Origin of the sequence: Metabacillus bambusae, assembly GCF_017497975.1 — a bacterium.
GTDB lineage: Bacteria > Bacillota > Bacilli > Bacillales > Bacillaceae > Metabacillus > Metabacillus bambusae.
Window position 1 is genome coordinate 73858 of sequence record NZ_JAGDEL010000016.1, and the last position, 18005, is coordinate 91862.

The 18005-nt window shown below is 35.6% G+C and carries 15 protein-coding genes; 4 read left to right on the top strand and 11 right to left on the bottom strand.

Annotation, left to right across the window (positions count from 1 at the left end; translation table 11 throughout):
• Nucleotides 1-326: 326 nt before the first annotated feature.
• On the bottom strand, nt 327-4097 hold the full coding sequence (locus I7822_RS18995) for a DUF6359 domain-containing protein (RefSeq protein ID WP_207980659.1): 3771 nt from the start codon (nt 4095-4097) through the stop codon (nt 327-329).
• Nucleotides 4098-4572: 475 nt separating this feature from the next.
• Here I7822_RS18995 and sigH point away from each other — a divergent pair, with 475 nt between their 5' ends.
• The 3 genes from sigH to I7822_RS19010 all read left to right on the top strand — a co-directional run bounded on the left by sigH (nt 4573) and on the right by I7822_RS19010 (nt 6649).
• The gene (gene sigH / locus I7822_RS19000; RefSeq protein ID WP_372442177.1) at nt 4573-5193 is read left to right on the top strand and encodes an RNA polymerase sporulation sigma factor SigH; all 621 of its coding nucleotides are present in this window, start codon (nt 4573-4575) and stop codon (nt 5191-5193) included.
• A 215-nt stretch (nt 5194-5408) separates the two neighbouring features.
• Nucleotides 5409-6209 (top strand): helix-turn-helix domain-containing protein, encoded by an 801-nt coding sequence (locus I7822_RS19005; protein ID WP_243459553.1) that lies wholly within the window; start codon nt 5409-5411, stop codon nt 6207-6209.
• A gap of 8 nt (nt 6210-6217) precedes the next feature.
• Nucleotides 6218-6649: an SRPBCC family protein gene (locus I7822_RS19010; protein ID WP_207980661.1), complete on the top strand. Its 432-nt coding sequence runs from the start codon at nt 6218-6220 to the stop codon at nt 6647-6649.
• A 62-nt stretch (nt 6650-6711) separates the two neighbouring features.
• Here the strand turns inward: I7822_RS19010 and I7822_RS19015 are convergent, their stop codons facing one another.
• Nucleotides 6712-7923 (bottom strand): MFS transporter, encoded by a 1212-nt coding sequence (locus tag I7822_RS19015; RefSeq protein WP_207980662.1) that lies wholly within the window; start codon nt 7921-7923, stop codon nt 6712-6714.
• A gap of 269 nt (nt 7924-8192) precedes the next feature.
• Here I7822_RS19015 and I7822_RS19020 point away from each other — a divergent pair, with 269 nt between their 5' ends.
• Nucleotides 8193-9254 carry a TDT family transporter gene (locus tag I7822_RS19020; protein ID WP_207980663.1) on the top strand — a complete coding sequence of 354 codons (1062 nt, stop codon included), beginning with the start codon at nt 8193-8195 and terminating at the stop codon, nt 9252-9254.
• A 199-nt stretch (nt 9255-9453) separates the two neighbouring features.
• Here I7822_RS19020 and panF read toward each other — a convergent pair whose 3' ends face one another.
• The 9 genes from panF to I7822_RS19060 form a co-directional block, all read right to left on the bottom strand.
• Nucleotides 9454-10902 (bottom strand): sodium/pantothenate symporter, encoded by a 1449-nt coding sequence (gene panF, locus I7822_RS19025; RefSeq protein ID WP_207980664.1) that lies wholly within the window; start codon nt 10900-10902, stop codon nt 9454-9456.
• Nucleotides 10899-11171 carry a YhdT family protein gene (locus I7822_RS19030; protein ID WP_207980665.1) on the bottom strand — a complete coding sequence of 91 codons (273 nt, stop codon included), beginning with the start codon at nt 11169-11171 and terminating at the stop codon, nt 10899-10901. The genes panF and I7822_RS19030 overlap by 4 nt, the downstream gene beginning before the upstream one ends.
• A 202-nt stretch (nt 11172-11373) precedes the next feature.
• On the bottom strand, nt 11374-13959 hold the full coding sequence (locus I7822_RS19035) for a glycosyl hydrolase (RefSeq protein ID WP_207980666.1): 2586 nt from the start codon (nt 13957-13959) through the stop codon (nt 11374-11376).
• Nucleotides 13960-14462: 503 nt separating this feature from the next.
• Nucleotides 14463-14963: a GNAT family N-acetyltransferase gene (locus tag I7822_RS19040; RefSeq protein ID WP_207980667.1), complete on the bottom strand. Its 501-nt coding sequence runs from the start codon at nt 14961-14963 to the stop codon at nt 14463-14465.
• A gap of 54 nt (nt 14964-15017) precedes the next feature.
• Nucleotides 15018-15203, bottom strand: a complete 186-nt coding sequence (locus I7822_RS29960) for an HXXEE domain-containing protein (RefSeq protein WP_243459554.1) — start codon at nt 15201-15203, stop codon at nt 15018-15020.
• Nucleotides 15164-15460: an HXXEE domain-containing protein gene (locus I7822_RS19045; RefSeq protein ID WP_243459555.1), complete on the bottom strand. Its 297-nt coding sequence runs from the start codon at nt 15458-15460 to the stop codon at nt 15164-15166. The genes I7822_RS29960 and I7822_RS19045 overlap by 40 nt, the downstream gene beginning before the upstream one ends.
• Before the next feature lie 168 nt (nt 15461-15628).
• A complete protein-coding gene (locus I7822_RS19050) occupies nt 15629-15874 on the bottom strand; it encodes a hypothetical protein (RefSeq protein WP_207980668.1) in 246 nt (81 codons plus the stop codon).
• Between the two features lie 376 nt (nt 15875-16250).
• Entirely contained in the window at nt 16251-17120 is an 870-nt protein-coding gene (locus I7822_RS19055; RefSeq protein ID WP_207980669.1) for a cation diffusion facilitator family transporter, read from the bottom strand.
• 159 nt (nt 17121-17279) lie between these two features.
• On the bottom strand, nt 17280-17939 hold the full coding sequence (locus tag I7822_RS19060) for a GNAT family N-acetyltransferase (protein ID WP_207980712.1): 660 nt from the start codon (nt 17937-17939) through the stop codon (nt 17280-17282).
• Nucleotides 17940-18005: the final 66 nt, after the last annotated feature.

The window sequence follows — 18005 nt, forward strand, 5'->3', positions numbered from 1 at the left end:
GCGATTAGATGCTGACATAGCGGATATAAGGTGTGAAGGTCACTAGGCTCTAGGCGCTGGATATCAATGCGATTATTTACAGTACAAGAATTCTTTAATTTCCTAAACGGAACAAAAGCGCAAGCGCCTTGATCAGCCTCGGGCAAATAAGATGATTTAGAATAGAAGGCGTTCTTTGCCTTCAATTCTAAATTAGCTTATGACCTCGAGGGGCTAGGCGCTGGAGCTGGATGTCGTGCGCTTATCCACAGTACAAGAATTTTATAATTTCTTAAGCAACAAAAAAAACTGCTAGTAAAAGATACTAGCAGCCGAAAACTTATTAATTATTTTATGCTAGAAATGACCTCATCAACAAGATCTGTCAATTCCAGCTTGTCTTGATCTGACACCTGTTTTTTTGGCAAATGACTTACTTTCTTTTTCACATCCTCAAGAATTGAAATTGCACGTTTAGTGTATTGCTCTTTTTCATTAGGGAATTCTTTTGCTAAGTTTAAGTTATTTTCTGCTTTTTCAAGGTGGTTTTGCAGTGATGTTTTAAGACCATGATTTAAGTCTTTTTCTAAAATTAACTTTTCCACATCATTAATTGTTGCATTTTTAATTGTAAATGAAACTATCTTCATTTCCTCTACATTATGAACCTTATCTACAGCACGGTATGATAATGTGTATTCACCTTCATTTGTTATAGTAAATGGCTGGTCATATTTTATCCAGTCACCTTCATTTAGCTTGTATTCAATATAATCAATACCAACATCAGCATCTGTAGCAGATAGAGTAACTCCTGCTTCTTTTGAATATTCACCATTGTCTTTATCTGGTGCTGTTAAAGTATGTGTCGTTACTGGTGCTGTGAAATCTTCAGAAATGCGTCCTTCTGCGGTATACGTAATCGACCCTTCTATACTTTTCACAAAATCAACCGTAGCCTGTAAGTCTTCTGGCCCTTGTACAGGGTTTTCACCAAGCTCAGCAATACGGTATTTGTCACTAGTATGAGGGTACATATAGTTATTTACCGTAACAGTGTATGTCTTATCTGGATCAAGCTTCGAACCGTCTGGTAAATACATATCAATCACTTCACCATAGGATCCCTTTGTGCTATCCCATGTATAGCTAAACCCAGCAATACTTACATCAGGACCGTAGCTGCTAAATTGGCTATTGATAATCGCTCGCATATCAGAACCTGATACTTCAAGTTTAACTAATGTGTTGCCGAATGGTTGGATGTTAAACAGCTCATTCCATGTTATTTCACCCGCATTTAGATCATCACGGAATCCACCACCATTCATTAAGGCGAAGTCACTATCCATTGCTACAGCCATACCGTCTGCAATTAAGTTTCCAAGTGCATTATCACCAATTAGTCCTTTTTGTGTATATCCTCCAGCCATTTCTGAACCTGCTACCCCAATTACTTCGTTTAGCTTAGGTCCTACTTCTTCTAAATAATTATCTAAAATGGCTTTTACTTCTGCATCTGGTGTAATGCCATCTTGAACTACATCCACTATATCAGCAGATTTTTTTACGATATCACCTGAAAAACGATCTATTTCCAGCTCAACATCAGAAAATGCTTTTCCATACTCCCATGCTTGGACAATCAATTTATTATCAACAACAGCATCTAGCTTTACATGGTTATGTGCTGCAAAAATGACGTCAACTGCATCATTTACTTTCGTTGCGATACTTGCGATATCACCAGAAGCAGTTTCACCTGATTGGTTCCCAGGTACATGCGCCAAAATGACGATAGCTTCAACACCTTTTTCTTGAAGCTCTGGTACGTATTTGTTTATTGCTTCCGCTTCGTCTGTAAATTGAATATGTTCATTTCCTTTTGAAATGATCATGTTTGGTGTTTCAACAGTTGCTACCCCAATAAAGCCAATTTTCGCCCCATCTACCTCTTTAATTGCGTAAGGATCTAAAACTAAGGAACCGGAATCTTTATACTCTACGTTTGCTGCGACCATAGGAAAGTCAATTCCATCATAATTTGGTGTTCCATTTTCATGGTCTCCTCCATTGATTAGTCGCAACATTTCTTCGACACCTTCATCAAACTCATGGTTTCCTACAGTACCTACATCAAATCCAATTGATTCCATCATTTCAACTGTTGGCTCGTCTTGCAATAGGGCAGATACAGGTGAGCTTCCGCCAACCATATCACCAGCATGGACAATTAATGTGTTCGGATTTGTTGTTTCACGCTGACGTAAGTGTGCTGCTAGATAATCCATGCGGCCGTAGTTTGCGCCACTTACAGTTCCCGTAATGTCTACTTTACCGTGGAGATCATTCACACCTAATAACTGAACACTAATATTGTCAGTTTCTTCATTGCCACTACCTGCAGAATAGCCATTTGCTTCTGCTTCTTGTGCACTTGCAAAGAAGATTCTTTTTTCTACCGGTACATCCTCCCATTCTTCTGGAGTCACATATGTCTTTGTATCTGAGTTTCCTACAAATCTAGTAAACCCTTTCCCTTCATCTCTCGCACGGAATGCAAAAGGTAATTCCATTAACAGATCAGCTGGATTCCAAATGCCTAATCCTGCAGCTTTTGCTTCCTTTACAGCTGCTTGAAACATATTATAATCAGCTTCATTACCTACTGGCCAAATAAAGTAAGTTGATGCATATCCTTTTTTAACCATTTCTAAGTTTGTGTTCAAATTATCGCTTTTTCGAATGACTTGTGCTAATAAACGCCCATAATCATCTGTTACTTCATCTCCAAGTTTAACAATAACCTCATCACCAGGCTTTAAGAGCTCGTTCAAATAAGCCTTGGCTCTGTTCCCATGATCTAATTGGTTTTGATCTGCTTCATTTTGTGGAGAATGATAGGTTTCTGGTGTATCAATGTTTACATATCGAACCTTTGTCGATCCTAAAACAGGTGTCTCTAAATGAATCGTGTCACCATCAACAACACTTTTCACTGTAGAAGAATATTCACCAGCAGATTGCGGTGCTTCAGGTTGTGGATCTAGTAATTGAATATCCTCTGCTTTACGAGGTAATACCTGGTATGAATCATATTGACTCAATACTCCTGTAAATTCATACCATTTTCCAGCTTCCACTTTTGAAATCGTACTCGTTGCTTCCATAATCCGAATCGTTGTTCTATTAAATTCTTCGTCAATTACGGAAACATTGTATCCACCGCCAGCAGCTGAACTCGGAACACTGTTAACATATCCTTTTACTTTAACTAGTTGTCCTTCTTTTGACTCTGCTATACTTTCATTATTTAAATCTATTAATGTCATTTCATTCGCTTGTGGCAATTGATTATTTTCTGATAAAACTTCAATCCCATTTACGATTGGTGCAATTTCAGTTAATCCCTTATACGAGGTAATCGTACCGGTAATTTTAATTTGTTTGCCTTCAGTCAATTCTGGAAAACTAGCTGAATTTAATGCAAAAATGTTAATACCCGCTGTTTCATCTTGAATATATGTAGATAATCTACCACCACCAATTGCCGAATTGTCAACTGTAACTGTACCTATGACAGTCACTTCTTTTCCCGTTTTTGTCCGAGCATCTGCAATTGATATAGGTTCACCTGGTGTTACAGGGTCTGGGTCAATTGGATCAGTGCCATCTACAAATTCTATAGACGTTGGTGATTTCAGTCCTGGTTTAGAAAAATATGTTTCTATTTTAGCAGTGATTCTAACCTTTTTTCCAACAATACTAGGGTTTGTTACTAGTCCAAAGTTTTCCCTAATATAACTAGGGGAACTAGGTAGCTGGACTGGCATAATTTTAGCGCCATCTTTTTCCGAGGATACATCAGCTATTGCAATATTCGTATTACCAGCAAACGGTGCTTCGAAGTCAAATGAAGTTGTGCCAGTCGTATATCCTATGATATATCCTTCTACAGTAACATTCTCAACACTTGTATTTCGTGAGATAGCCTCTGCAACAGTAAGAGGTGATTCCTCCGCTTTTGCTTCTGGTGTAAAATTTAATAAAAGACCTGGCAGTACTAATGCTAGAATCATGAAAAATGATAGAATCCTATTTACTCCTTTATGTCCCATTATTTCGCCTCCTAAATTGTTTTCATACATGTCTAAACTTACAATATTATTGTTTAGATATTGTAAATAGTATGTAAAATTTCATAGAAATACGTTTAATAAACAAAAAACGAGTCAAATTTACTAGACTTTGTAGTTATTTGTTATTTCTCGTCAATGATGTGGTCTTTATGTTATTTCCTTTTCACTTATTCGATAAACTAATTGAAATCTGATTTTATTCTAGGAATTTTTTTTAAACACTATTATAATTCGACAACGTTTTTATTTATTGTTCTTTATACTTTAATCTAGATGGAGAATTGATAAAGTGATATCAAGCTAATTAACCAAGCGCCTATTTAATATGTGCGCTTTTACTTTCTATATAACTAGTAATTAAATAAAAACAATTTCTCTATCAGTTTTTAAATATAAAAACTCAAGTAGAGTTGGCGGAGGGGTATAAGTGAGTGTAGACATCGGAGTACAACAGATTAATAATTATGCTAAATTAGGTGATAAAATTTTGATAGAGATGGCTCAAAGTGGAGATAGTGAGGCATTGGCTTTTTTAATTAATAAATATCAAAATTTTGTTCGTATGAAGGCAAGACCCTACTTTTTAATTGGTGCAGATAAAGAAGATCTTGTTCAAGAGGGAATGATTGGTTTATATAAAGCTATTCGTGACTTTAAAGAGGACAAGATGGCCTCTTTTTACGGTTTTGCAGAACTTTGTATCACACGACAAATAATAACAGCGATCAAAACTGCAACTCGTCAAAAGCATGGACCGCTAAATTCGTATGTATCCCTGGACAAGCCTCTTTCTAATGAGGAATCAAAATATACGCTTATGGATATGATTTCTGGAGAAAAAATAACAAATCCGGAAGCAGTGATTATTAATCAAGAAAAAGCTGCTTATATCGAACTAAAAATAGCAGAATTGCTAAGTGATTTGGAAAGAAGAGTGTTGACCTTATATATGGATGGTCAATCCTATGTGGAAATTTCTGAAGAATTAAACACTCATATAAAGTCGATTGATAATGCTCTTCAGCGAGTAAAAAGAAAACTAGAACGACATCTGGAAATAAAAAAGGCTATCTAAATCACTATATTCAAGAACAGGACTGTCAGTGGACGGTCTTTTTTTATGTCCTTTAGTGCCATAACTTACCCTTTTTAAGGATTTATCACTAGTTGGGTAGCGTTAATTTACTATTTTTTTCTAATTGTTTTATACAACCCTTTTATGTTACTATTTAGTCACAAATTAAATGTGACCAAATGGTAACTTATTTTTAAAACCTAAGGATGAGTAGCATGATTGACGAGCAACTAACGAACATTTTCAAAGCTCTTGGTCATCCGATTAGAAGACAAATTTTAGATTTTTTAAAGGATGGACCAAGAACAACAGGTGAACTAAATGACTGTTTTCAGGATGTTACGAGATTTGCAGTGATGAAGCATTTAAATTTATTAGAAGAGGCAAGCTTAATTTTAATTCGAAGAGAAGGTCGCACACGGCTAAATTTCATTAATGTCGTCCCCCTTCAACAGATGTATGATCGCTGGGTAAGTAAATATCAAGCAAGCGATGCCACTTCAATTTTAAAATTAAAACAAGTAGCTGAAAGGAGAAATGAACAAATGGAACAAGCATTAAAGCATGACACTTTTCAAATTGAGCAAGAGGTAATGATTGAGGCAGATCGTCAAACAGTATTTACTTCTTTGACAAAAGATATCAATCAATGGTGGGCATATCGTTTATTTGGACAAGATTCTATATTGACCCTTGAGCCTAAGGTTGGTGGCAGTTTTCTTGAAGATGCAGGTAATGGCGAAGGTGCAATTTGGGGGACTGTTACTTATGTGAAAGCTTACGAAGAAATACGTTTAAATGGTTTATTAGGAATGCGTGGTGCGGTTAACAGTGCTTACTCATTTAAATTAGAGGAAAAAGGAAACTCTACTTTATTAAAGCTTTCTCATACAGCAGCAGGTCTGCTAGATCCGAATTGGAAGGATATGCATAGCCATGGCTGGGAGGAATTATTAGGTAGCTTTTTAAAGAATTTTGTTGAATTTGGCAAACTGCCTGAAGAAAGACAATCATAGGTGATCAGATGATAAAAGTAAATGTGTCGGTTAACATAAATAAACCACATCAAGAAATTTTTGCTTATATTGCAAACTTTGAAAACAATCCTAAATGGCAAGGTGGCATGCTTGAAGCTACCTTTACCTCAGATGGTCCTTTGCAAAAGGGCTCTACGTATGAACAAGTTGCTACATTTTTAGGGAAAAAAATTTATACGACTTTTGAAGTGATTCAGTTTGAAAAAGATCATTTGATTAAAATTAATAGTGTCAAGAGTTCATTTCCGATTACGGTGACACGGCTTGTTGAACCTACAGCTGAAGGTACAAAAGTTTCAGCTATTGTCGAGGGTGATGCGAGTAAATTTTTTAAAGTTGCTAAAGGTTTATTGAAGGTAATGGTAAAACACTCTGTTACCTCTGATTATAAGCGGCTTAAAAAATTAATGGAAAATTAAAAAGAAGGAGAGGACCAATTTTCCCTTGGTTTTCTCCTTCTTAGTTAACAAATACGTTTATTTTAAACAGCAACTGTTGATTGTTTTTTCTTAACTTGCTTTTGTTTACGGTAATCAATCACTGTCATCAATATGACAATGACAAAACAAATACTCGAAATTTGAAAGACAGTGCCTAATTCTACATATGAAGAAACAACGCCTAAAAGGATGGCACTTAAACCGATTCCTAAATCAATCGATGAATAATACATACCATTGGCAATACCACGTTGTTCAGGCTTGGTTTTTGATAATACCCAAGCTTGGAGTGCTGGTAGCATCGACCCATAGCCTGCCCCAAATATACACCCTGCTAAAATAAGCATCCCAACAGAATAAGTGTATGATAAAACCCATAGCCCTGCAATTGTTAACAGTGCACAAACAACAACCAATGACCAAGGTCCTTTAGAATCAAACCATTTTCCTGAAATAGGACGAGCAATAGTGGCCATAATCGCATTACAGAAATAATATAAAAAGATTTGATCAATACCACGCTCTTCTCCAAAAATGACAATAAATGTAACAATTGCTCCGTAGCCAAATGTAGAAAGAATTGTTACAACCGCTGGAAACCAGCTATCTTTATCGAACAAAGCTCTAAAAAAAGAAAACTCCTTAGGATTAAAAGTCGTTTCTTGAACAGACTTTGGAGTATGATATTTTCCGAGTGCTAATGTTACAATCGCAACCATGCCTAATGTAGCCGAACCAATTATAAGTGTTTGAAAACCAAAGTTTTGATATAAAAAGATACCCACACTAGGAGCAACAATCATCCCAATAGTTACAGACAAGCCAAAATACCCCACGCCTTCACCAATTCGCTTTGAAGGGACTAGTTCAACCGCTACTGTACCATTTACGGTTGTTGACACTCCCCAGGCAAATCCGTGAATAAAACGAACTGCAAGAAATAGGAGAATCATGTAAGTAAAGGAGTAACTAATCGTTAAAATAAATAGAACTACAGCTCCAACAACAACGAGCCATTTACGGCTATTGGACTCTAACACAAAACCAACAAATGGTCGGACAAAAATTGCTGCAACAGCAAAAAGTGATGTGACAAGCCCGATCTGTAAATCAGTTGCACCAAGCGCTTTCGCTTGCGGAGGCATGGTCGGCATTAGCATCATAAAACTCATAAAAAGAAATAGGTTTCCGATGATAAGTAAAATAAACGATTTCGTCCAAAGAACAGGAACCTCCTTCTTTTTCTTTTCCATCTCTATTCCTCCTTTCTCTAGATGTGAATAACCGGTAAGCGTATAACAATTATTTTCAGGAACAATTCCATACTCTTAAAAAGACTATTCTATATTTATTCCACAAAAAGGCTTGTAGACCTTCTGAATATTTTACTTAGTTAATAAGTTAAAAATAGAAAATCCATGAATATCATATCACGATCCATTCACAAAATTAAGTATGACGTGTTAAGATAAAACAATTGAGAAAAAGGCTAAGTAACTTATTTAGGAGTGTTGAACCGATTATGATAGTACCTAAGATCGCTAAAAAATGTTTGCCTACTCCATTTATTGATGTTTCTTCAGGATCCATTATCATGGCAATCGGTATCTTTTTAATTGGCGCAATTCAGCAATTTTCATATATAAATCTTCATTTTGGGTCCTTCCTAACATACTTATTAATTCTAACATGGCTTATTTATCTTTTTTCCTTTATAGGATCATTACTTAAGCCTGAATACAGACGTCACATTATGGAACAACCTATCACCTTTTTTGGAGTCGGAACTTGGATCGCGTCAACATCTGTAATAGGAAATTTATCGCTCACCCGTTTTCCTGAAAGCATAATAATTGTCAAAGGTTTATTCATTCTCAATTCTCTACTATGGTTGATTTTCATTGTTCTTTGCATAAAACAACTTAAAACAATTATTATGAAGGGTTATATTTTGGAAACACATGGTGTTTTATTGCTTACTACAGTTAGTACACAATCTATCGCTTGTTTAATGAGTAATATTCATAGTTCTGTTATACCACCTGCTGTTATAGACTTTTTTATCCTAATCGGTGTCACTTTTTATTTGGTTTCACTATTTTTGCTAATAAAACGTTTCACTAAAAAATATAAGCATATTCATGAATGGAAAAATACTGATTGCATTATCCACGGGGCTGTTTCGATAACTGGGTTGTCGATGACGCTTTCTGGTCATTTTAGCGTCTTTTCATTAATAACTGTTTGGTATGCAGCCTTTAGTTTATTAATCCTTGTTGAGATTGTTGAATTAATTCGTGTGGTTATGAGAATAAAAGAATATGGATGGCTGAATGGGATATTCACTTATCATATCTCACAGTGGAGCAGGAATTTCACAATTGGAATGTTTTATCTTTTTACAATGAGATTAATCGATAACTATTCATCCATAAAGCATCCATTCGTTTTTCAAAGCAATATCATTTATTTAGTAGGCTGGATTGTACTCTTCTTATTAATCGTGCAACTTTCGATCTTTACCTTTTCAAAATTCTCAGCAGGTTCACATAGACAAGACATATCAGGGACAGCTTCCATGTAAGACTTATATCAAGAACAAAAGCGCAAGCGCCTTGAACAGCCTCGGGCAAATAAGACGCTTAAGAATAGAAGGTGTTCTTTACCTTCAATTCTTAAGTGGCTGTAGACCCAAGAGGGGCTAGGCGCTGGAGCTGGATGCCAAGCGCTTATCCACAGTACATGAATTTTATAATTTCCTAGACAATCAAAAAAGCCATGATTTATAAATCAATGGCCTTTTTTGTACGGATAGAATTATGAGAAATTAAACTTATCATGACATAAGCGATAAGAGATAAGAAAATCGGTAAAACGACTGTATGCATTCCTAGTGCATTTGGTAACAATCTGTCAAACATAATATAGGAACCCATTCCAATTACCATTGATGAAATCGCCCCATATTTATTGCCTTTGGACCAATAAAGTCCAAACACGACCGGCCAAATAAACACTGATTCTAATCCACCAAATGAAAATAGATTTAACCATATTAGTAAATCTGGTGGGCTTAATGCAAATAAAACAACAGATACTCCAATGATGGTTGTTATCCAAAAACTAGTTTTTTTCACTTGTTCTTCTGTTGCATTTGGTTTGATGTAATTCAAATAAATATCCTTTGTTATAGCTGAGCTGACTAAAATTAATAAAGAGTCTACTGTCGACATGATTGCCGCCATTGGTGCTGCAAGGACAAGTCCAGCTAATAATGGAGGTAAAATTTTTAAGGTCAGTGTAGGCATAACCGTATCTCCCACTTCTATCCCCGGCAAGATCGGTCGTGCAAACACCCCGATTAAATGCATTCCCAGCATAATAAATCCAATGACTAACGTACTAATCACAATCGCTTTATGCATTGCTTTAGAGTTTTTATAGGACATCGCTCTGACCGTAATTTGCGGAAGACCAACAACCCCGACTCCAACTAAAATCCAAAATGAAGATACATAAAGTGGTGTTAAGTCTCTAGCCGCCCCATAAGGCGAAACTAAATTAGGATTCTCTGCCACTAGATCAGCCATAATATTAGGAATTCCACCGCCAGCGATAATTGTAGCAACTAATAACACTGCAGTTCCAATAAACATAATGACACCTTGAACCGCATCTGTTAACGCAACAGCCCTAAATCCTCCAATAATGACATAAACTAGAACAGATACAGCAAAAATAAACAATGCGGATGTATAGGATAACCCTGTCAATGATTCTATCAGCCTTGCCCCGCCTACCCATTGCGCTGCCATTGCTGAAAATAAAAAGACAATAATACTTACTGCAGAGATAATCACAACCGCATGACTCTGATATCTTTCCTTCAGAAAATCAATCAAGGTGATTGCTTTATATTTCCGAGCCATAATCGCAAACTTCTTGCCCAACACCATAAGGACAAAATATCCTGTCGAAAGCTGTGCCATTGAGAGAAGGACCCATCCTAGCCCTCTCGTATAAGCAACACCCGGTCCACCGATAAAGCTACTGGCACTTCCATATGTAGCAATCATGGTCATCGCTAAAACAAAGCCACCCAACTGCCTTCCACCTAAAAAATATTCTTGAAGAAATGAATCAGTTGATTTAACAAATTTGTTTGCCCAAAATCCAATTAAGAAAATCACAATGAGAAATAATAATAACGGAATAATAACTTCCCAATTCAAGTGTGATCACCGCCTTCCTCTTCGTCTTCAAAAGGTACATCTGTAAAGAGAAATTTAACAGCTAAAATAACAAGAATCACGATAACAATAAACCCTAATACACAACTATAGAAAAACCATTCAGGTAGTCCAAATATGTAATTGTAATGAGCTGGATCACCTGAACCTAATCCATAAGCAAAGCCGAACCACCAAATAAAATTAAAGATTACAAGTGCAATGCCTATTTTCGCTTCCTTATGGGCAACTTTAAATCGTTTATCTTTCATATTAATCCCCCTCACTCACTTATCTTATGTTTATAAAAGCAAGTACTTGAAACAAGATAATAGTTGTCACCATTATTAGAAAAGAATATCATACCTTTTTATCTTTTTTTCATCAACAATGTAGTTCTTTTATAGGTAAAAATACCCTCAAAATAAGCTTCTAAAATAAAACCCCGCTATGAACCTAGCGGGGTTAAAATACTTATTTCGTTATAACACGAATATCATCAAAATAAAGCACACTAGACAAAGTCGTTCCTAGTTCTTTCGCATTTACATATATAGAGAACTCCTGAACTTTCTTCGCATTCACTGCATCTAATTTTTCACCTATGTGGGATGTATCCCATGGTGCTACAACAAAAGTATTGAATGGAATCTGGATGAGCTGTGGTTCATCACTTGCAAGCGTAGGGTAAGCTTCAAAGGAAACATCATTTGCTTTTACTTGGATAACAAGCTTTTGGTCATTCCCATCAGGAGTGTACCAAAATTGCAATGTATTTTGTTCAGACCAATCTACACCACCAAGTATTTTTGTCACACCACCATAGCAGGAGCCACCAAGGTTATATTCATATTTCAATCCATAATCTCCTGAATATTTATGATTCTGATCAAGAGAAAGGTTTATTGGATCTCCTTGTGACGCAACTGTATACTTTTCATCAAGCTTTGCATTACTACCATTATAGACTTCAAATTCATCAACAACTAACGGATCAAGAACAGGCTCCTTATAATCATTCAATAATTGAACATGATCAACGAATATCGGCCCCTGATAGTTTAAGTTACTTGTTACAATTGATAGCCCAAGTTCTGTTGCTGCTTCTAGCTTCTCAGCTGTGCTCAAATCGATTTCTGCTGTGTATTTACCGTACACATCATTGCCGATCTTTACTTTTTCCAAATCTGCTAATCGTTTAGATTGTCCCATTCCATATTTTTCTGACGAATTAGGAGGAACAGTTGCTACACCTTGAATAGTAGCTGATTCATTCCCTTCAATTGGGAGATAGACATCATACTTCAGTTTATTAACATTGGTTAGTTCAAGGTTTTCCATTTTTAGCTTCAATTCCTGCCAAGTTTGCGAAGCATCTGGAATATTCACAGCTAACCTCACTGTACCATTTTTCAGGGTTTTTTTATCATGGCTTAACTCCATTGAGATCGATTCAGGATAGGTTCCCTCTGATGTCATTCCTGCAACCGAAGAATCAAAATCATAGGTTTTCGCTACAACATCTCTAGCTTCCACATTCACTGAAATCGGTTCCTCATATACAACTTTATTTCCTAAATAAGCCTTTACAGTTATCTGAACGGTTTTCCCATTTTGACTAGCCTTTGGCTGCCAGTCTGCCATATAGTAGTTTTCTTTCGCATTAAACTTGAGCGTATATTCCTTATCTGAACCTTCAACAGAATACGCAACCTTCGATACTGAAGAATCGACAGCACGAACACGTATCGTTGTTGTCGCATTTTTAATCGTCGCCTTATCAGTTGGTGACGCTGTATGAATGATACCATCTTCCTTTATTGTTTTTACTTCAATATCATAAGCACCACTCACTTCACGGTTAAAGCCTGTATAACTGTCATTGTAATATGCGATAAAATCGTCTAGTAACTCATGATTACCATAGGTTGGGTGGTCACGGAATGGTGTAAAAGAACCTTCCGCACTGAAATTTGCCCATGTTAACATGTAAGCCATTCGTTTTGCATCTGGATCTGATTTAAGTGCATTTAACAATCTTGTAAACCACTCTGTATCTGGATTCCCAGATACTTTCATATTGCTATAACCGAATTCCGTAAAGGCTGCAACTTTCCCTTTTGAATCGGCAATTTTTGAAATCAATTTAGCATCTTCAACAACTTGTTTCAGCCATAATTCAGTTCCTTCTCCATTGTTATACGTATCAAAGCCAAGAATATCGACATATTCATCACCTGGATAGGTAGTTAAGTATTTGGCTTCATCATTATTAAATGGACTCCCCGGAGAAAATGCATACAAAAAGTTACGTACTTGCTTTTTATCTCGTAAATATTCCACCGTATACCGATAGATTTCCTTATACTGAGCTGGAGTTGTAAATGCTGCTCCCCACCAGAACCAACTACCATTTTGCTCATGGAAAGGACGGAAAACAACTGGAATCGCATTACCTTGATTATCCTTAAGATTGTTGGCAAAATTAGCAATCATATCTAAGTATTCATTGAACTCCTGATTTTTATTACCACCAGGCAAAATGTGAGTTACAACATTTCCTGTTGTATCGTAAAAGCTGCCACCAGTTACGAAATTGGGCATATGGGCACTTAAGTTAAGAACCCCACCCTTTTCATAGGCAATTCTCATTACATTAATTAGCGCTTCTCTGTTTTCAGCTTGAGTTCCTTCCCATTTTCCTGGTTTTTCTTTTCCTTCAAGACTTAAAGTGTCCCAGCCATACACTGCTGGAAAATCTCCAACTGCCTTGTTAACCTCTGATTCTGTCCCATCATTTACAGAAATGGTCGATCCTTCCGTTGTCGCATGTTGATGACCGAACAAAATGGAATTACCACGAACACTCTCCAAATACGCAAACAGAGATTTTGTTTGACTAGTAGCCTTTTGGTCTACTAAATCAACATAACTTGGAGATTGTTTTTTCGTTAAAACAGGCTTTGATTCTTGGTGATTAGCAAATGTTGGGATTGCCATGGAGAATAACAAAAGAATTGATAAAAGTGCTGTAGTTACTTGTTTTTTAGCTTTGTTCATTTAAAAACCTCCCATTTCTTTGTTTGAATAAAACATAATTAGTGAGAACGCTATAGTCTGATTAACTTTCATTCTACTTTTTCTTACGAATGTCTCTTTTTCCACGTTCGGAATGTTTACCTTTCTCATGAGAGATACTTCCTCAGAATGGAATCAATCCAACACCCTACACCTTTAATCACCCCTCCAGTCACTTACTCATTAACAAATATAAACTAGCCATTATTTGCTAGTTTCAATAATAATAGCGCTTTCATATTGAGTCAACTGTTTTGTTAGGCATTCGATAAAGTTAGGAGATTAGTAGGTGTTTTCTTGTAAAATATAAATTAATCCTAAATAGAAGTTCTAAATTAAATGAAAAAAATCAAATAATTAAAGTAAACGATTAGTTATTAAAAAATAAATAAGTGAGCTTTAGCAGAGCATAAAAAAGAACACTATCAATTTTTTGATTGTGTCCTTCAAACTTTATTATTTAAAATGAAAAATATCTTTTACGCTTAGATCTTTTTATAATAAAAAACAGTAGTATGTAATTCCCCATTTGCCGATTTCGCATAGGATGGAATTTTTCCAGCTTCAATATAATTAAGTGACTGATATAGATTATTGGATGGATCTCCTTCTCTTGTATCCAAAACAATTAAACTTCTATTTTCTAGCTTTGCTCTGTCCTCTGCCTTTTGCATTAGTAAACGACCGATTCCATTTCGTCTATATTTAGGATCTGTCATAAGTTTGCCAATTTCAGCTCTATGTCTCCCATTTTCCTTTGTATTTAAATGTAATTGAACACTACCTGCCAATTGATTGTTTATTCTTGCTACAAATAAAATCACATCCGGCTTTAATACAGTGCGCCAATACTTTATTGCCTTGTTAAGTTTCATTGGAGGTAAAAAACCAATAGATGCACCATCATCCACTACTAGTTTCAATAATTCCGAAAGCTCTTCAATATCTTTGTCAATTACTTTAATTTCTTCTATATTCAATATCATATTTTTTGCTCCTTCCGTTTAAACTTACTAACTATTCTAATGTTCATATTGTTTTTATACTAGACTTGCAGACTCCAAACGATAAATCAAGTAAATGGTATATGGTGTAACAATGAAAATCGCAGTATAAAGCCCAGGTGTATAGGTTTTTACTATAGCATTTTGTAGGACATGAACGATATTATGTAGTAGTACAAATACTAGGAAAGAAAGAAAGAAATAAATAACAATGAGCTCCAACTACTTTCTAAAAACTGTACTTTGAGAAAGGTAATCATTGACATTATTATAAAGATAAAAACATCTCTTTCAGCAAAACCATGTGAATTAAGATTCCAGAACTTCCAAATCGCATTTTTCAACCAATTCTTATTGTTTTGAATCATACTCTCTGTTCTTCTCGCCCAATTTTCTACTCCAATGATCTCATCAAAATCATGAAGCATAAAAACAATCACAAATAACCAAATGGCATTATATAGTTCGAGCTGAAGCAATGTTCTCCCTCCATTACCATTTTATAGTAAACACGCATTATGAATAAGTAAAGTTAGGGCTTTGTAAACTATAGTAAATTAAAAAATGGTTGGAAAGAATTTACAAGGTAAAAAAAATGAGCCCTTATGTGGTAGCTCATTTGTTGTCCGCTAAAAGGTCTTCTTATTTTATTGTTGTGGATTGTTTTGATAGATCATTGCCGTAGCTTGTGCTTGTTGGAGTTTTTGTTGTGCATTTTGAACGTCTAGTTGTTCTTGCTCAACTTTTTGTTGCGCTTGTTTTAATTGATGAATTTCCGTTTGCATCTGTTGCTGTGCTTGTAGTAACTGTTGATTTTCCGTTTGTAGCTGTTGATGAGCCTTTTGAACATCTTGTTGCGCTTGTTGGAATTTCTGCTGCTGATTTTGATCCATAAGGATTAGCCTCCATAATTATATTCGGGTACAGAATTGCCCAATAATTATCGTGCTCTAAATCAATTTTTCTATGCTACGTTGTCAAGATTCGTTATTTTTGTACCAGGCATGATGTCTCTAGTATTTTCCTTTATGTATCTACTTCAACTACAAACGGGAGCGCACAAGGGTCGTGTTGAGCTCACTATTTTTTAGAATTTCAAGTTCCTTTTCTTTATACAAAATCATTTTAGAAAAAAGGAACTTAAAAATCTTTGCTCCAATAAAATTGACCATACCTCTTTTTGTCTCCATGTACATCAAGTGAAGCTCCTGTAACACCAATATATCTATTTATACCTAATTCATTAATTGTTGTGATGATTGAGCTTAATTAATTAGGCTCAACATGGACATGTACGTCATAAACACCATGTTGAGTTTTTAGGACCTCTTCAACTTTTGTTGAAATATCATGTGCATCGCGAATCCCTAGGTTTGAGTTCACAAGTATGACAATGTCTACAACAGAATTATTCCCATAGTTCCTTGCCTTAATATCTTTTACACCCTTAACACCATATTGAGAAAGAACGGTATCTTTATATGACTGAATTTTATCTGTATCATAACCGTCCGTTAAATGATGTGAGGCATCACGAAAAATATCCAAAGCTGTTTTACAAATAAGTAAACCTACGATTAAAGCTGTTAAAGGGTCTAGCCATGGAAGAGCGAATTGTGAACCAATGATCCCAATAACTGTTCCAATACTTACCAAAGCATCTGAAAGATTATCTTTTGCAGCAGCCATTAATCCTTGGCTATTGATCTTTCTACTTAAATTTTTGTTATACCGATAAACAAAAAACATAACGATTGCACAAAAAATTCCTGTCCATGCAGAAATTAAATCAGGAGCTTCATGCTCGCTAGCAAAAACAGATTGAATTGCTCCATATAATACTTGAATTCCTACGACAATCATGATGAAAGATGCGACCATTGAAGCAACCGTTTCTGCCTTCCAATGACCATAAGGATGATCCTTATCAGCTGGTTTTTGCGATACCTTAAGTCCAATTAAAACTGCTAATGAGGCAATGATATCAGTGGCATTATTTAACCCATCGGCTTTTAGGGCTTCGGAATTTGCTGAGTATCCGACAATTAATTTCAACGAGGATAAACAAATATAAGCAATGATACTAATGATTACCCCTCGTTCACCCAATTTTAAATCGTTATATTTTTGTTCTTCCATTTATATTTGAGCCTCCACTTTTCAATTACTTGAACATAATAACAAGTAACAATCATGTGGGTCTAGAGCAATCTTGTTTCACTATTCTATACTAGTAATGTTTATGCAAAAAAGTTTCATCAGGCAAACTATTTCTATCTCCCTTTTAGATTCTGTCGTCTAGCTTATATGGAAGTCTATTCCATATGAATATAGTTTTAATTTCTTTGCAACTGCCTGTGAAGAAAAATTATCCCAGGATGTGCTATACAAAGGTATAATTCCCTCCTCTTGCAATGCCTTTGCCCATGCTATTGCAGTTTGAACACCATATCCTCTACCTCGATATTCTTCAATTGTTTCCACGCTTGCCTCTGCAGCTGATAAACTTCTCCTCGCACTACAACATATTGAAACAACAAACCCATCTTCTATTATGCCAAAGCATGGTTGTCTCCACTCTAGTTGCTCAAAAATAGTTGGGAATTCTTTTAAAAGTAAGTGCTTGTTCTCGTAGGTTATTTTTAAAGCAACAGAAGGTCTATTAATGTTGTCTGAAAAAACATATGCAGGTCCAATCCATAAGTTTTTTATAGATTGAGTACTGCTCTTGAGCATATTGATTAGCTTAGATAAGTTAACATTTAAAGAATCTTCAGCAATAACCTTTTTTATCTCGCTTATTTTTGTATCAGATAGAGCAGAATGAAATTTTGTAACATTTCCATCTTTTGTTCGTCCAAGAAAAAATAAGGGAGCATTCATTTTTAGAGGTTCATTTATTTGTTGCATACGTCCAGATTTATCATATTGAAATAATACTTCGGCCTGAATTTCCATTAGTTCAAGATCTAAAAACACTTTACCTTACTCCCCCTAGTGCTAGATGCTGATTTAGATTGAATT

Bases quoted from the DNA above. Each gene is read 5' to 3' on its own strand.
- I7822_RS19010 (WP_207980661.1), top strand. From the start codon at position 6,218: ATGATAAAAGTAAATGTGTCGGTTAACATAAATAAACCACATCAAGAA.
- I7822_RS19035 (WP_207980666.1), bottom strand. From the start codon at position 13,959: ATGAACAAAGCTAAAAAACAAGTAACTACAGCACTTTTATCAATTCTT.
- I7822_RS19015 (WP_207980662.1), bottom strand. From the start codon at position 7,923: ATGGAAAAGAAAAAGAAGGAGGTTCCTGTTCTTTGGACGAAATCGTTT.
- I7822_RS19020 (WP_207980663.1), top strand. From the start codon at position 8,193: ATGATAGTACCTAAGATCGCTAAAAAATGTTTGCCTACTCCATTTATT.
- I7822_RS19055 (WP_207980669.1), bottom strand. From the start codon at position 17,120: ATGGAAGAACAAAAATATAACGATTTAAAATTGGGTGAACGAGGGGTA.
- I7822_RS18995 (WP_207980659.1), bottom strand. From the start codon at position 4,097: ATGGGACATAAAGGAGTAAATAGGATTCTATCATTTTTCATGATTCTA.
- I7822_RS19040 (WP_207980667.1), bottom strand. From the start codon at position 14,963: ATGATATTGAATATAGAAGAAATTAAAGTAATTGACAAAGATATTGAA.
- I7822_RS19005 (WP_243459553.1), top strand. From the start codon at position 5,409: ATGATTGACGAGCAACTAACGAACATTTTCAAAGCTCTTGGTCATCCG.
- I7822_RS19050 (WP_207980668.1), bottom strand. From the start codon at position 15,874: ATGGATCAAAATCAGCAGCAGAAATTCCAACAAGCGCAACAAGATGTT.
- I7822_RS19060 (WP_207980712.1), bottom strand. From the start codon at position 17,939: ATGGAAATTCAGGCCGAAGTATTATTTCAATATGATAAATCTGGACGT.
- I7822_RS19030 (WP_207980665.1), bottom strand. From the start codon at position 11,171: ATGAAAGATAAACGATTTAAAGTTGCCCATAAGGAAGCGAAAATAGGC.